Source organism: Desulfobulbaceae bacterium, from assembly GCA_015231515.1.
In the GTDB taxonomy this organism is placed as follows: domain Bacteria; phylum Desulfobacterota; class Desulfobulbia; order Desulfobulbales; family VMSU01; genus JADGBM01.
In genome coordinates this window covers 30,967-45,009 of sequence record JADGBM010000001.1, presented here as the reverse complement: position 1 = coordinate 45,009, position 14,043 = coordinate 30,967, and the positions used below count along the sequence as shown (strand labels likewise).

Annotated in this window: 12 protein-coding genes and 1 pseudogene; 9 read left to right on the top strand and 4 right to left on the bottom strand. The window is 43.0% G+C overall.

Annotated elements, in window-relative coordinates:
- Positions 1-23 precede the first annotated feature (23 nt).
- The 8 genes from HQK80_00185 to HQK80_00150 all read left to right on the top strand — a co-directional run bounded on the left by HQK80_00185 (position 24) and on the right by HQK80_00150 (position 10,466).
- Positions 24-917 (top strand): lipid A deacylase LpxR family protein, encoded by an 894-nt coding sequence (locus HQK80_00185; GenBank protein MBF0220642.1) that lies wholly within the window; start codon positions 24-26, stop codon positions 915-917.
- A 145-nt stretch (positions 918-1,062) separates the two neighbouring features.
- Entirely contained in the window at positions 1,063-1,782 is a 720-nt protein-coding gene (locus HQK80_00180; GenBank protein ID MBF0220641.1) for a glycine zipper family protein, read from the top strand.
- 125 nt (positions 1,783-1,907) lie between these two features.
- Positions 1,908-6,029, top strand: coding sequence for a translocation/assembly module TamB domain-containing protein (locus HQK80_00175; protein MBF0220640.1), 4,122 nt, complete (start codon positions 1,908-1,910; stop codon positions 6,027-6,029).
- 3 nt (positions 6,030-6,032) lie between these two features.
- Positions 6,033-8,213 (top strand): outer membrane protein assembly factor BamA, encoded by a 2,181-nt coding sequence (gene bamA / locus HQK80_00170; protein MBF0220639.1) that lies wholly within the window; start codon positions 6,033-6,035, stop codon positions 8,211-8,213.
- Between the two features lie 98 nt (positions 8,214-8,311).
- Complete coding sequence (locus HQK80_00165; GenBank protein MBF0220638.1) at positions 8,312-8,992, top strand: DUF502 domain-containing protein; 681 nt, start codon at positions 8,312-8,314, stop codon at positions 8,990-8,992.
- A 56-nt stretch (positions 8,993-9,048) separates the two neighbouring features.
- A complete protein-coding gene (locus tag HQK80_00160) occupies positions 9,049-9,294 on the top strand; it encodes a LapA family protein (GenBank protein MBF0220637.1) in 246 nt (81 codons plus the stop codon).
- Positions 9,295-9,356: 62 nt separating this feature from the next.
- Complete coding sequence (locus HQK80_00155; GenBank protein MBF0220636.1) at positions 9,357-9,509, top strand: hypothetical protein; 153 nt, start codon at positions 9,357-9,359, stop codon at positions 9,507-9,509.
- A 39-nt stretch (positions 9,510-9,548) separates the two neighbouring features.
- Positions 9,549-10,466, top strand: a complete 918-nt coding sequence (locus tag HQK80_00150) for a mechanosensitive ion channel family protein (GenBank protein MBF0220635.1) — start codon at positions 9,549-9,551, stop codon at positions 10,464-10,466.
- Positions 10,467-10,513: 47 nt separating this feature from the next.
- Here the strand turns inward: HQK80_00150 and HQK80_00145 are convergent, their stop codons facing one another.
- The 4 genes and pseudogenes from HQK80_00145 to HQK80_00130 all read right to left on the bottom strand — a co-directional run bounded on the left by HQK80_00145 (position 10,514) and on the right by HQK80_00130 (position 12,687).
- A complete protein-coding gene (locus HQK80_00145) occupies positions 10,514-11,131 on the bottom strand; it encodes a MarC family protein (GenBank protein ID MBF0220634.1) in 618 nt (205 codons plus the stop codon).
- Positions 11,128-11,499, bottom strand: coding sequence for an MCE family protein (locus HQK80_00140; GenBank protein MBF0220633.1), 372 nt, complete (start codon positions 11,497-11,499; stop codon positions 11,128-11,130). The genes HQK80_00145 and HQK80_00140 overlap by 4 nt, the downstream gene beginning before the upstream one ends.
- A gap of 478 nt (positions 11,500-11,977) precedes the next feature.
- A pseudogene (locus HQK80_00135) lies at positions 11,978-12,073 on the bottom strand (ABC transporter ATP-binding protein).
- Positions 12,064-12,687, bottom strand: coding sequence for an ABC transporter permease (locus tag HQK80_00130; protein ID MBF0220632.1), 624 nt, complete (start codon positions 12,685-12,687; stop codon positions 12,064-12,066). Before HQK80_00130 ends, HQK80_00135 begins: the two are co-directional and overlap by 10 nt.
- A 284-nt stretch (positions 12,688-12,971) precedes the next feature.
- Between HQK80_00130 and HQK80_00125 the strand changes: the two genes are divergently transcribed.
- Entirely contained in the window at positions 12,972-14,009 is a 1,038-nt protein-coding gene (locus tag HQK80_00125) for a 4Fe-4S dicluster domain-containing protein (protein MBF0220631.1), read from the top strand.
- The last annotated feature ends 34 nt before the right edge of the window (positions 14,010-14,043 follow it).

The following is a 14,043-nucleotide window of genomic DNA, read 5'->3' as shown; positions in this document are numbered from 1 at the left end:
TCAGTTTTTATTTTGAGAATGATTTGTTTAATGGAACCGACAGCAACTACACGAACGGCGTTAAAATCTCTCTTATCTCTCCTGATCTCAAAAGGTTCGTTGAAAGCGGTAAATTGCCCCAATGGAGTATCGACTATGTAAATAAACTGCCCTTTATAAATGAGCCGAATCTCATTCGTCGTGTCGAGTTTTCATTAGGACAAAATATGTATACGCCCTCGGATATCATTCGTAAAGACCGGATCCTTGACGATCGGCCATATGCCGGCTGGACATACTTTGGGGCGGCATTTCACAGCAAAAGTAAAGCCATAATGGATACTTTCGAGTTTCAATTTGGTTTGATTGGGCCAGAGTCTTTTGCCGAAGAATCTCAAAAGAGTGTGCACGAATTAAGAAACCTGCAACGACCTAACGGATGGGACAATCAACTTAAAAATGAACCGGGAGTTGCTGCAATTTATGAGAGAAAATGGCGGCTGCCGTTTCTTTACAGGGCAAGCATACCCAACTTCGATTCCATCGCACACGCTGGCGGTGCTCTTGGCAATGTTTACACCTACGCCAATGGCGGCTTGGAGATGCGCCTGGGGTGGAATCTGCCGGAAGATTTTGGTGTTTCTCTGATCCGACCAGCCGGAAATACCAGATTCACCATAAAAAATGGCAAAACGGCCTATATTTTTGGAGCCGTTAACGGGCGTGCTGTTTTGCAGGATATTTTTTTAGACGGAAATACGTTTACTGATAGTCAGAGTGTTACGAAAGAACCATTTGTCGCAGATTTTGCCGGTGGTCTGGCAATTTACTTCGCAGGGTACAAGATCACCTGGACCCAGGTTTTACGTTCTCGGGAATTTAAAGAGCAACCGGACAATCATAGTTTTGGCTCATTGACACTATCCTTCTTTTATTAGTGGCTTTAAGTTTCTTCATTTTATAATGGTCTATATCCTGTGAAAATAAATATCAGCTACGTAATTCTTTTGACAAGGATAGAGGAATACTTATAATCAACTCTTCAATTCTTATTTTGAAATACTATAAAACGAGGGCTATCCAATGAAACGATATGTGTATCTGTTTGTTTTTCTTTTTCTTATGTCTGCCTGTTCAACCTATACAACACAATACGTGGGTTTCAGGCCTGCTTCTGATTATCCTAACTCCCATACGGTGGCTGGTGCTACCATTGGAGCAGAGGCTTTTGCCGATAATAAAGAGGCCAAACAGGCATTTGGGTTTGATATTAAAAAAGCCGGGCTTTTGCCTGTTCAAGTTGTTATGGATAATAAGTCTGGCGAGAGTATGGAGGTTGTCAGCGGTCAGACCTTTTTAGTCGACAACAACAATCGCTACTGGACTCTTATCCCGAATCAGGCTGCAGTAGAGCGTGTGTCTGAAGCTACAGAGATGGGAGCTTTTGCCTCAGGGGCAACGAAGGGGGCAACTCTAGGTGCCGCTGGTGGTGCAATACTTGGAGCAGCGTTCGGAATTCTTTCCGGGGATAATGTACTTGAATCAGCCGGAAAAGGGGCTGCTGTTGGTGGTGCCGGCGGAGCGGTTATCGGCGGCACAAAAAAAGGTACAGATCCTAAACAACGGCGCACAATTGCCGACGATATTCGTGATAAAGGACTTGAAGGGAAGAGCTTTCCGAATGACAGTCTGGCCAATGGTTTTTTGTTTTTCCCAGCAGAAGCTGAGACTGCCAAGGAACTCAAAGTGCAGATCAAAGAAAAAACCTCCGGGAAAATACACAGCCTTACCTTGGTTTTTTAATGGCACTTCACTTATGAAGACCATTCTCTCAACCGATAGATCACGCTCTTTAAGTCTATTGAAATGAACTCAAACGGGCAGCGCCGTGGTTTTCGCTAAAGTTATAAAGTTGTCTGGCATCTTGGATGAAACACTACATGAAATTTATCCTGCGCACTCTGGTCTTTCCAGCATGCGTTCTCCTTGTTCTTGCCGGACTGATTTATGGTAGTCGTTTTCTCCTGGTTAATTTTGCTGTTCAATCCATTGCCATTCCTTTTGCTGAAAAGTATCTGCCAGGCCTCGATCTGACAATAGCGTCTGTCCATTCTGATCTTATTTCATCCATAGAATTTAAAAACATACTAGTTGATTATCGCCTCGAAGATGGCAGTAATCTTCACACTGACCTGCCACAGCTACAGGTTAATTTCGCACTTTCTGATCTGAAAATAAATCTTTCAACCCTAATCTCTAAGGCACGGATTGTTGCCGACCTTCAATCTGCAAGATTCGATCTTCAATCAGCTTCTTCAACTTCTTCGTCATATGGTTTTGATCTCCCGGGTATCTCATTTCCCCTGCCTTCATTTTTGATCAGATTTGAGAGTGTGGTCATTGCCCGAGCAGATACGACTATCGGATTACGGGCAGGGGAGATATCGGTCTCGTCTCAATCTGTTACAACCGAGAATAGTGTACTGCCAATAGGTGTCACAGCTTCACGTATTGATCTTTCTTTTGGACACTATGAAACATCTGCCGAAGAGGTTCGGGTTGACTCCTTGTATCGTCCTGGTTCGTACGAAGTTGCTCTGTTAACTGTTGGCGGAGAAGAACTTGCTCGCGATCTAATAGTTAAAAGTGATGGCGAGAACATCTCCGTAAAGGCTGAAGTGACAGTTTGGGAAGGTAGGTCTAACTTTGAGGCGGTAATAGCAGAAGAGGCCCGAGTCACTTTTTCGATTTCAGGAATTAACCTAAAGAAAATTGATGTTGTTAGTTCCGGAGACACTATTGAAAAAACAGGAAATCTAGAAGGACGTGGCGTTCTCGCTTTCCCGATGGCAGAACCATATCGCCTGACCGGCGAGGTCTTTTTTTTACTTGAACAAGGAAAGTTGTTTGGGGTTCCTATCGATATATTTCGTTTACAGGCCAGTGCCGCAGATGGTCAGCTGCAGATAACTGAACTTAGTCTGAAAGCGCAGAAAGATCAGATACATATTGAAAAAAATGTCCTGCCGCTGGAACCTGTTCTCTCCGGAAATTGGTCGGAGTTGGTTGGAAAAGCAATTGGGCACTTTGAATTGTCAATTGCACGTCTGGGAAAGTATGAAACGCAGCTTCCGGAGCAAGTGAACGCCATTATAGAACGACATAAAGTTGATACCTTTCAAGCCAGTGGCAAATTGAACGAGGGTGTTTTATCGGTTCCTCATCTTCTGCTTAATTCAGAAAAAGTTTCTTTACGTGCTAATGGTATTGAGGCAGACCTCAACCCTTGGTCTGCTTCAAAAAGTTGGCAGGCGGTGCCGATTAAAGCGGACATACAAATTGATTCGACAGATGCTGACTACCTTACCGATTTTATACCGGAATTTGGTCCATTCAAAGGGATCTTAAAGGCAAATCTGCAGCTTGGAGGTGAGATCGGTGATCTGATAACTGATTTTTCAATTCAAGGACAGAAAATTACATATAAGAAAACGAACTTAGATTTTCTTGATCTTAGCGGGACAGTTCGTGATAGGGAAATTGATTTTGACGCAATCAGGGCGGTAAAAGGTCAAGACGCACTAGAGGGTGCCCTCAGTTATAGTTTTATGAGACCTAACGACACAACGGGAACGTTTAAAGTCAAGGTTTTTGAAATTGATAACTATCTGTCGGAAGGCATAAGAGAGCAAAGTCAACTGCAGGGTGATTTAACTGGGGAATTGGATTTTAGAAGGGTAAATGGACGTTTTTCAGGGGAATTTGCATTTGATTCTGACTCACTTTCTTATACTGGGGAAAGAATTGAACAGATCAAAGTTGATGCACAACTGTCAGGTAACGATCTCACAATTCGATCCTTTACTGGTCGATATCCTGGTCAGGATTTTACTGTCTCATCTCTTGCCGGGGAAATTGCCTTTAACCGGGAATGGGACCAATTTGTGGCTTATCTAAACAGTTTTTCATCAACCTATAGAGGGAAGAATATTGTCTTGCTGAATTCGGCCCAATTTAGTTATCAAACCGGACAAATATCGACGCTAGAGCCGATCGTCTTCCAGTATGAGGCCGGGAGAGCTTCAATTGCAGGACTGGCGTCAACTGACCAGGTTGACTTGCGGTTAACAGGCGATATAGCTGATGGTGCTGATTTCATGGTTGGTATTGGCCAACCGGAATTCTCCTTTGGAACGGCTTCAATGAAGGTTGGAATAAAAGGTAGCCTTCAAGATCCTGCAATTAAATTTTCAGGAAACATCAAACAAATTAAAGCCAAAGATGCCCCTCCCCTTGATGGCTTTTTTGATGTTTCGTTAGCTGCTGGTACTCTGAAAATTATTAAATTCGTTTTGAGCGATGATGTCTCTCCGAGACTGCAGCTGCATGGGGAGTTGCCGATATCGATAGAAGACAGAAAAATAGAGTTTACCAATGGCCCACTGCAGCTATTTGGAGATATTGATCTGCAGTCATCTCCACTTATTTCATGGTTTTTTCATGATAAGATTGTCCAAGTAGGTACAGTTTCAGGTAAAATCGATCTTCACGGTACACGGCAGAATCCCCTTGGCGTCTTGCAGTTGAAGGCAGACAATCTCATACTACAAGACAGCTCCGGTTGGTTGCCCTCAGAACCAATATCGGTGGATATTGCCGTAAAAGGCGAAAAGAACAAAATATCTGTGGCTCAATCTACAATTGTTTCTGATAGTTCCTCTATTGTGCTCCAGGGATCAATTTTCGCTAATGGTCTGCTTGATAATGAGTTTTGGGCGGATGGGAAAGAGTCCGTTCTGGACGCTGGTCTTGATCTTAAAGGAACTATTACCTTTAAAGATATCAGCTGGCTGGCTGACCGTCTTGAGCTGTTACGCCGTATTTCTGGCCGGGCAGATGCCGACTTTAAGCTTACCGGAACTTTGGCAAACCCACTTGTCGATGCGCAAATCTCCCTGCGGAATGGGGCAATGCGCTTTAGTAATGATATGCCCGCCCTACAAGAAGTTGGCTTACAGGCCAAGATAGTTGACTCAGTTGTTACGATCAGTCATTTTGCCGGCAGTCTTGGGGGCGCCCCTCTCATGGGTAAGGGGACAATTTCTCTGCTTGGAGATGATGGGCAGGTTTCTCTTGATCTTCAGGTTAGTGGAAGTGATCTCCTTTTTTACAGGTCAGAGGGTGTTACAATTCGGGGAGATGCGTCATTAAAGGTTTACGGTATTTCTGATCGCCCTTCCATAGATGGTAGCATTGTCCTTACCGATACTCGAGTTACCAAAAACATCGATTTTATATCGTCTTTACTTTCAGGATTTTCTTCTCGGGCAACCCCGCCGCCACAGTTTCCGGCCTTTACCGATCCGCCCTTGCGGGATGCTGTTTTTAACCTGACGCTTACATCTAAAGAGCCGGTTGCTATAGCCAATAATATGCTGCGGGGAAAAATTACCCCACAACTTGAGTTGCATGGCACCGGTGAAGTGCCGTTTTTAACAGGGAAAATCTATATAGCTGAGACTAATCTTGTCTTACCGGCTGGAAAGGTAAAGATGGATGCCGGAGTTGTGCAGTTTTTAGAAACTGATCCGGATAGGCCTGTTCTTGAATTAAATGGTACAGCAAAAATGATGGGCTATGATATCGTCATAGGCATATCAGGTGTGTATGATGCACCTGTTATTATGCTTTCCTCCACACCTTCTTTGTCAAATGAAGAGCTTTTGATGTTACTTTTAGCTGGTAAGCGTCCATCAGGACTTAACAACCCTCAGAATCAGTCAAAAAACTATTCAGGTGTTGCTGTCTACCTTGGTGAAAACTTGCTGAAGAGTATCTGGGGTAGCGATACTAATGAGACAACTGTTCCAGATCGTTTACAGATTGAAATCGGCAAAAATATTACTCAACAGGGTGAAGAGACTATAGAGGCGCAATTTGTCCTGGCTGAAAATATTAGAAATGGTCAAAATGCTCTGCTTTTGACCGGTGAAAAAGATGTGTGGGATAAATATAATGGCGGTCTTCGCCTGGTTTTTAAATTCAAATAACTGATGCGTTTACTCACTAATGTTGTGATACCTATCATTTCTAAAAATAGAGCCTTTTACGTCTTTTTTTTCATTCTGCTCATGGCGTTAATGGTTCCAAGCCGATTCTGTCTGGCGGTAGACGGTACGGCTTTTCTTAAAACTCTATTTCCACATCAGGAAAGTAAGCAGTTTTCCTTCTCGTTACGATTTGATGGTAATACCTTTTTCAAGGACGCCGAGCTTATTGCTTTTGCCCAGGAAGAGTTGCAGATATTTGAGACAAACAGCATGAAAAAAACCGCTGTTGACGACGCTGCTTTTAAGATGGAGTTAGCCTATCGTCTGGCTGGTTATCCCGCAGTACTTGTGACCTATCATATATCTGAGCAACAAGGTCAATACGATCTTCTTTTTTCAGTTTTTGAATGGGGGCGTGTTTTACTGAAATCAGTGCATATTGAAGGAAATAGTTCGTATACGGAAAGGTATCTTCTTGGGTTGGATAAGAAACTGATGGCCCAGTTGGACAAACAGGTGCCGTTTCCTTATGTGGAGCAACAGCTTCAGTCTTTTGCTGGCAGTCTGGTTGATTTTTATTTGGCGGAAGGTTTTCTTGATGTTACAGTAAATTTGCCTGAACTGATTGCAGATGCTACTGAAGAGACGTTTGCTTTGATCAATATACTAATTAACGAAGGCCCACAATACAGGGTTGGTGAAATTCGCAGCTCAGCTGATATCCAGGATCAGATCCAGGATATTACCGCCGCATTTGAGAACACTGCCTACAATCCTCGGCTGAAACTTCTGCTGAGAAGCAGGATTCAGGAACAGTTTCAAAATAAGGGTTTTAGTGATGTGAGCACGGCAGTCGATACAATTAAACGACCAGAAACAAAAGTGATGGATCTTGTCGTTGATGTCCAACAAGGCGAGCCAACATCGATACAGGAGATTGTTGTGCAGGGTAACGATGGGATCTCTGAAGAGTATATCCGCAGGAGAATTAAGCTTGCTGTCGGCCAGCCTTACACCTTGGAAACTGAGAGAGCCAGCTTCTCTGGGCTTTACCAGACCGGTCTTTTTGCCAAGGTGCATTTTGCGCTTGAACAGCTCGATAAACCAGGCAATAAGAAGCTGATAGTTGAAGTAGAAGAGAAACCGGCAAAGGAGTTCTTTATTGAACCAGGGTGGGGCTCCTATGAGTTGCTGAGAGTTGCGGTCGGTTATACCGATAAAAACCTGTTTGGTACCGGCAGAAGCTTTCGTTTAGATAATAATGTATCATCAAAAAGTAGTCAGGTATTGGCGGGATTTACTGACCACTACTTTCTGAATACCACTATTTTAGCGGATCTCCCAATTTATTATCGTTACCGGAAAGAACCTGACTACGCAATTGAAGAGAATGGCGTTGGGATGTTCCTCTCAAAAAAATTCGACAATAAATCCCGAGTTAGCGGAGGATATTCGTACAGCGCTAAAAAGATCACTGACATTGAGACTACTCTTGATCCACTGTATATCGACAATAACTATACTAATGCCGCACTTACCCTGAGCTTGAGCAGAGATACCCGCGATGATTTTTTTCTCCCTAAAAGCGGCTATCACGGTAATGTCTCACTGGAATATGCTGACACAATAATCGGTGGCGATCTTTCGTACCTGCGCTTTACGACAAGCGTTCGTAATTTTAAGAAAATTCAGGATCAATTGGTATTAGCCATGCGATACAATATGGGTGTTGTTCTGCCTGGCCCAGGCCAAGACGGCATTCCGTTGGATGAACGGTTTTTTAATGGAGGTGAAAACTCAGTTCGAAGTTTTCGCGAGTCACAACTCGGTACTAAGGACAGTTCCGGAGCCTCTCTTGGTGGTACGGCGTTTAATACGATTTCAGTTGAGCTTCGCCGCACCTTTACTACTCATATAGCCGGGACATTTTTCATTGATGCCGGTAATATATCGCCAAATAAGACCACCAATGATGGGGTGTCGTCGTTGGCCGATACTCGTCAAAAGCTCATTGATGCTACCTGGAAGGATTTTTTCAGTGATTTCCGATATGGAGTTGGCTGCGGTATCCAGTATCTTCTTCCCATTGGTCCAGCAAGGTTCGATGTGGCCTTTAACCCAGACAGCAGACCTGAAACCGAAAGTGAATATGCTTTTCACCTGAGTATCGGCATGGCGTTTTGAGCTGATGATTTTCTAAAAGAGTACGAGGGAGTGATGATATGCCCAAACATCTTTTGTTACCTATAAACATTGATCAGCATATGATCTGAAGAGTGAATATGACAGAACCTGACAACAAAAATACCAGTGTCCCCGGCCGTTTCACCAAACTGAAAACCTTTTTTATCACAGGAGTTGTTGTTATTACCCCCATTGGTTTAACCTTCCTGGTTGTCCAGTGGTTTGTGAACCGCATTGATTCATTTTTGTATAAAATTTTACCCCATGCCTATCAGCCGGATAGTTTGTTTGGCTTTCATATTCCAGGCTTTGGTTTGATTCTAAGTTTTATACTTGTTATTTCTACTGGTTTTCTAGCCACCAATTTTTTGGGCAGGCAAGCTGTTCTCTATGCTGATCGAATCGTTCAGCGTATTCCATTGGTTAACTCAATCTACACCCTCTTTAAACAGGTTATGGACACAACCCTTGGCAAGGGGAATAAGGGGTTTCGTAAACCTGTTCTTCTTGAGTACCCCAGAAAAGATGTCTGGGCAATCGGCTTTATGACAGGTGTTGCGACTGGTGAAATTCAGGATATTACAAAACACAACCTCCTAAATATTTTTATTCCGACTACACCCAACCCGACCTCCGGGTTCTACATTCTAGTTCCGGATAAAGATGTTATTCCCTTGTCTATGACCGTTGAGGATGCCTTTAAATTAATTATATCTGGTGGCATGGTGTCACCCAAGGTGCTGGCACCAAAGGGAAATAGTGGTGCTGTGAATATTTGAACTGTTACCTGAAATTGAAAGTTGTCTACAGAATAATGACAAATAGAGGTGGTTATATGAATATTAAGCTCATCTTCATTCTTACCTTAGTTGGCATGGCTGTTCTTTTTGTTGTACAAAATGTCGCGATAGTTGAAATTCAATTTTTTATCTGGTCTTTGGCTGTCTCCAGGGCGATTTTGATATTTCTCGTTCTTGCCGTTGGGATCATTGTCGGCTGGCTTCTCCATAGTTATGCTACCCATATTGAGAATAATAAAAATGAACATGTCGGCCTGACAGATAAGCCGCCCAAACCTTAATACTGCTTACCAAAGTTAGGTGCTATTTGGCGTAAACAAATGAGATAATAAAAGGAGACAAAATGACTATTACCCTGTCAAAGCTTCCGTACGACAAAGATGGATTGGCTCCATACATCAGTTCCAACACCTTGGATTTTCATTTATTGATAATCTCATCAATTGGGATTTCGCTAATGAGAGCCTTTCGTCGATGTAGTAAATCTACTGCTTAAGAGAGGCGCCGATATTGGACATTCATAGGAGGGGGAAATATGAATTTTATTAGTGAATATTTGCATAAAGTCAGTTGGGAGAGCTTAATACAAACATGCATTAAGATTAGTATTATTCTGTTTTTGGCCCGCCTCAGTATGTTTCTTCTGCAAAAATTTCTTCTACGTCTGGAAAAGAAACTTCTAACTCAGGGGCAGGAAGCCGGCGAACCACCCACCGAATCAGCAAAAAGAATTGAAACTGTCATTCGATTAGTCAGGCAGGCGTCTCTGTTGGCATTGTGGACTACTGTAGTTTTAATTGTTCTTAAAGAGGTTGGTGTCGAAATTGGGCCAATACTTGCGAGTGCTGGAGTTCTTGGTTTGGCGATTGGTTTTGGTGCCCAAAATCTGGTTAAAGATGTGATATCGGGATTCTTTTTTATTCTCGAAAACCAGGTGCGAGTTGGCGACGTTGCAATCATCAATGGAACCGGTGGTTTAGTCGAAAAAATAAATTTTCGTACAATTATTCTGCGCGACCTCTCAGGTATAGTTCATATATTCCCTAACGGATCTATCCAGACATTGAGTAATCTCACCAATGAGTGGTCGGCATACGTTTTTGATATTGGTGTTGCTTATAAAGAAAACACGGACCAGGTTATTGAGGTCATGAATAAGGTCGGCACGGAGATGCTGGCTGATGAGAATTTTGGGATTTATATGCTGGAACCTCCAGAAATATTTGGAGTTGATAAATTTGATAATTCAGCGGTTATCATTAAGGGAAGGATAAAAACAAAACCGATTCGTCAATGGCTGGTGGGGCGCGAATATTTGCGACGAATTAAACTGGCCTTTGATGCAAATGGTATAGAAATCCCTTTTCCGCACCAGACAATTTATTTTGGTGAAGCGAGCAAGCCGATTGAGGTGCAGTTACTTGAAAAGTTTAAAGAAGCGCAGCGACAATAAGAGTATTATGGGTTTTATTGATCTGGACAATTTTAAGTATGCGACAGCTATGGTGAGGGTACGGTAGATATAAAATTGGTGATAGTTTCAAATACACCCTTGCGGATCAGCATTATAGCAATAGCAACCAGTAAAAGGCTTGCAACCTTTGACACAATTCTTGTTCCAGTTCGTCCGAGCCACTTAGTCAATGGTTCGGAAAACCAGAACACTATTCCAGCTATAGCAATATTTGCTATTGTGGCACTGGCAGTGACCAGATTACCATGAGTACTGGCTAAAAGAATGCAGGTGGTTAGTACGGCAGGTCCGGTAATCAGGGGGATGCCAATCGGCACAGCGCCAAGGCTTTCCGGGTCAGGCTTGCGCTGCCTTTTTTCACCCGTCAAGAGGTCTCCCAAAGAGATTGTCAGAAGTAGAATTCCTCCTGCTATCATGAAGTCAGGGATAGCCACACCTAAAAACACCAGAAGTGTGGGGCCGGTGAAAAGAAAAAGAAGGGCAACCGGTGCTGCTGTGAAGACTGACTGTAGAATAATATATCGTCTACGTTGAGTTTCCAGATCATTAGTAAGGCTGATGAACAGCGGCAGGATTCCTATGGCATCAACGGCGACGAAAAGCGGTACAAAACAGATCCAGAATTCATACATTACTTCGTTCATGGCAGTATTTTTTGTGTGTCTGGTGACAGGTGTTTACAGATAGATCTATCACCAATGAGTCCGGCCGTTTTTATGGAGGCAATCGCATCACCGAAAATCTTAATATCTTTGTCAATTTTCAGCCCTGTCACGGCCATCTGGTTTTCCTGATCGAGGGTAAATGATTTGACTTCACCAATTTTTATGCCATGCATTTCAATGGGGTTTCCTGTTCTGAGCCCATTGACCGTAGAGAATTTTGCGTAGAGCAGGTAGCTGTTGCTGTTGAGCAGATCAATATTACCCAGCTTAACGCTCATGAAGACAATAAGAGTAATTCCAGTCAGCACAAAACACCCTGCTATGAGTTCCTGAATGTTCTTTTTCATTTCAATCACCACCTAAGGGTATATATACTATATCTTTCTGATTTTTTGCTGCCAAAGTTACAATATCATTTAATGCATCTTGACGAGGCAGTCCTTCAGCGATTCCGGCCATGATTTTGATGACGCAGCGCTTCGAGCTGTTGTGCAATGGGAGAAAAGGCGACCTGCCGACAGCATCTTCAAGCCAGATAACAAAGTCATCTACAAGTTTTGTCGCCTCTGTTATATCCGAAAAGGTAAGAAATGTAATAAAGACATTACGTTTTTGGCGGGTAGAAAAGGCACCGACATCATTAAAGTATTCATTTAGATAGTCGCCAAATTTTTTGAGGATTGTTTGCCCTGCATCATGACCTGCGGCCATACATAAAGAACTGAAATCTGAGAGCGTGAAAACTGCAATGATGTACTTTTCGTCAGGTGATTTACGGTTTAATGTGCTTTGGTAACGAGCTTTAAACGATCGAAGAGAGTAAGTGTCGGCAATCATGCTCAAGATCGCATTTCTTCGGATAATATCCTGGCCGGTAGTTGGTTCATCAAAGAGGACAATTTCAGGGTCAGTCACCAGTGCGCAACCAAGATAATCAATCCACCGCGGATGTCTTCCATCACGATGCTTGACTGTACACGGTAAAAATACGTTCCTTTGTCTAGGCCTAACAAGAGAACGCTGCTCAGATAGGCCCCCATAATTCCAACTAAGTCAAATAATGTAGTCAGTATCGGGAAACTGATAACTGCGGCCATAAGGCGCGGACTGACCAGATAACGAACCGGATTAATCCCCATGGTTGTTAAGGCGTCAATTTGCTCAGTTATTCTTTGGACGCCGATCTCAGTCGACATTGCAGAACCTGCACGGGCAGTGATCATGATAGCTGCTAGCACAGGTCCAAGTTCACGGATCAGGGTGAGACTGACGGCAGAACCCAAGGCTCCTACTGCTCCAAACTTGATTAGGGTGTAGTAGAGCTGTAAGCCAAGAACCATACCGGTAAAAAGGGCAACCAGTGTGATAATTATGGTTGAGCTCACTCCAATAGAATAGATGTGCTGCGCAATTGATCGAAGCTGTTTTCTTTGAAAAATCAGGAATAGGGCAGAAGTGGTGAAAAGGGAGTATTGCCCAAGAGAGCGAATTGGATTGAGGGCGTACGTTGCTAATTTTGAGGTATTTTTAGGCATGATTTGCAGATTGTCTCACTATTGATCAGCAGAGTGGCTGTCTCGTTTCTTCAATTATGCATAAAAAAATCGCCTAAGTTAAAAATAGTATGACACTAAAACTAACTTTGTGATAGCATAATGTAAATGAATCTTACTATTAAGGTGGTGTCCAGTAAATATAGACCCAAAGGACTGTAGCTGAGTAAGTGCAAACGAATTACGAAATGAAAATGTAAAACTCATTCTAGCCGGGTGGTGTGTGAAAGTTCCTTTTTTTTCATGCCGCTAAAGGTGAATATCCGATGATATTCAAAGTGTTCCCGAAGAAAAAACTGTCATCACTTTACGAGCTGCTTGCCTACAATATTGTTGTTGGTCCCATCCTGAAAGGCACAGATCGTGACGGAAAATCTCTTTATGATTTTGACGTGGTCTACGGTTTCGATGAGCTTGTTCTCGGTTATACCTCTACCATCCACTCCGCTAAGCGTTTTGTCCTTCCGTACCAGGAGAATCTTTCCTCATTTGAAATAAGTGCCTCAGACTGGCAGAAAAATACAGATATCAATGTCTATAAACCGCTGGTTTTTTTTGGCATGCATGCCTGTGACATTAACGCTCTCAATAAACTGGATATGGTGCAGGCTGAAAGTGTTTATCCGAATCCATATTACATTGGCAAACGAAAATCCATGTTCATTATTGGTATAAACTGCACACCCGAGCCTCAATGTTTTTGCCAATCGATGGGGACAGATACTGCTCTGCATGGTTTTGATCTGTTTATTACTGACATTGGTGAAAAATATTTTGTCGAGATTTTAACCTCTCAGGCCTTTGAGCTTATAAAAAAGATCAGTGGCAAAGAACCAAGCCAAATTGATCATCAGCGCTATAAACATGTTTCCTCCCAAAAGAATAAGCTGTTTACCACCACAGTGGATAGTTCCGATCTGACTAAGATTCTTGACCTGGAGTTTGACTCGAAGGCCTGGCAGATCTGGGGCGATAAGTGTCTGTCTTGCGGAACCTGCGCTAATGTCTGCCCAACCTGCTACTGCTATGGTGTCGAGGAAAATGTTGATATGGACCTGAAGGGTGCGACAAAAACTAAAACACTTCACTCTTGCAATCTACTGGACTTTGCATCAGTTGCAGGGGGCCATAATTTCAGACCGGAAAGCGCCACCAGGTTAAAGTATCGTTATTATCATAAACACCGCGGTTTCGTAGAGGCCTTTGAAGAGGCACTTTGTGTCGGATGCGGTCGTTGTGGAGAGTCCTGTCTGTCTGATATTACACCCGCAGAAGTTATAGCGAGTGTCCGGAACGAGGTCTAGTGTTGTGCTGAATCGGTCTGCCTATACAGATATT

Excerpts from the sequence above, each read along its gene's own strand:
- HQK80_00180 (MBF0220641.1), top strand. The coding sequence starts at position 1,063 with ATGAAACGATATGTGTATCTGTTTGTTTTTCTTTTTCTTATGTCTGCC.
- HQK80_00155 (MBF0220636.1), top strand. The coding sequence starts at position 9,357 with ATGACTATTACCCTGTCAAAGCTTCCGTACGACAAAGATGGATTGGCT.
- bamA (MBF0220639.1), top strand. The coding sequence starts at position 6,033 with ATGCGTTTACTCACTAATGTTGTGATACCTATCATTTCTAAAAATAGA.
- HQK80_00150 (MBF0220635.1), top strand. The coding sequence starts at position 9,549 with ATGAATTTTATTAGTGAATATTTGCATAAAGTCAGTTGGGAGAGCTTA.
- HQK80_00130 (MBF0220632.1), bottom strand. The coding sequence starts at position 12,687 with ATGCCTAAAAATACCTCAAAATTAGCAACGTACGCCCTCAATCCAATT.
- HQK80_00140 (MBF0220633.1), bottom strand. The coding sequence starts at position 11,499 with ATGAAAAAGAACATTCAGGAACTCATAGCAGGGTGTTTTGTGCTGACT.
- HQK80_00145 (MBF0220634.1), bottom strand. The coding sequence starts at position 11,131 with ATGAACGAAGTAATGTATGAATTCTGGATCTGTTTTGTACCGCTTTTC.
- HQK80_00160 (MBF0220637.1), top strand. The coding sequence starts at position 9,049 with ATGAATATTAAGCTCATCTTCATTCTTACCTTAGTTGGCATGGCTGTT.
- HQK80_00125 (MBF0220631.1), top strand. The coding sequence starts at position 12,972 with ATGATATTCAAAGTGTTCCCGAAGAAAAAACTGTCATCACTTTACGAG.
- HQK80_00165 (MBF0220638.1), top strand. The coding sequence starts at position 8,312 with ATGACAGAACCTGACAACAAAAATACCAGTGTCCCCGGCCGTTTCACC.
- HQK80_00175 (MBF0220640.1), top strand. The coding sequence starts at position 1,908 with ATGAAACACTACATGAAATTTATCCTGCGCACTCTGGTCTTTCCAGCA.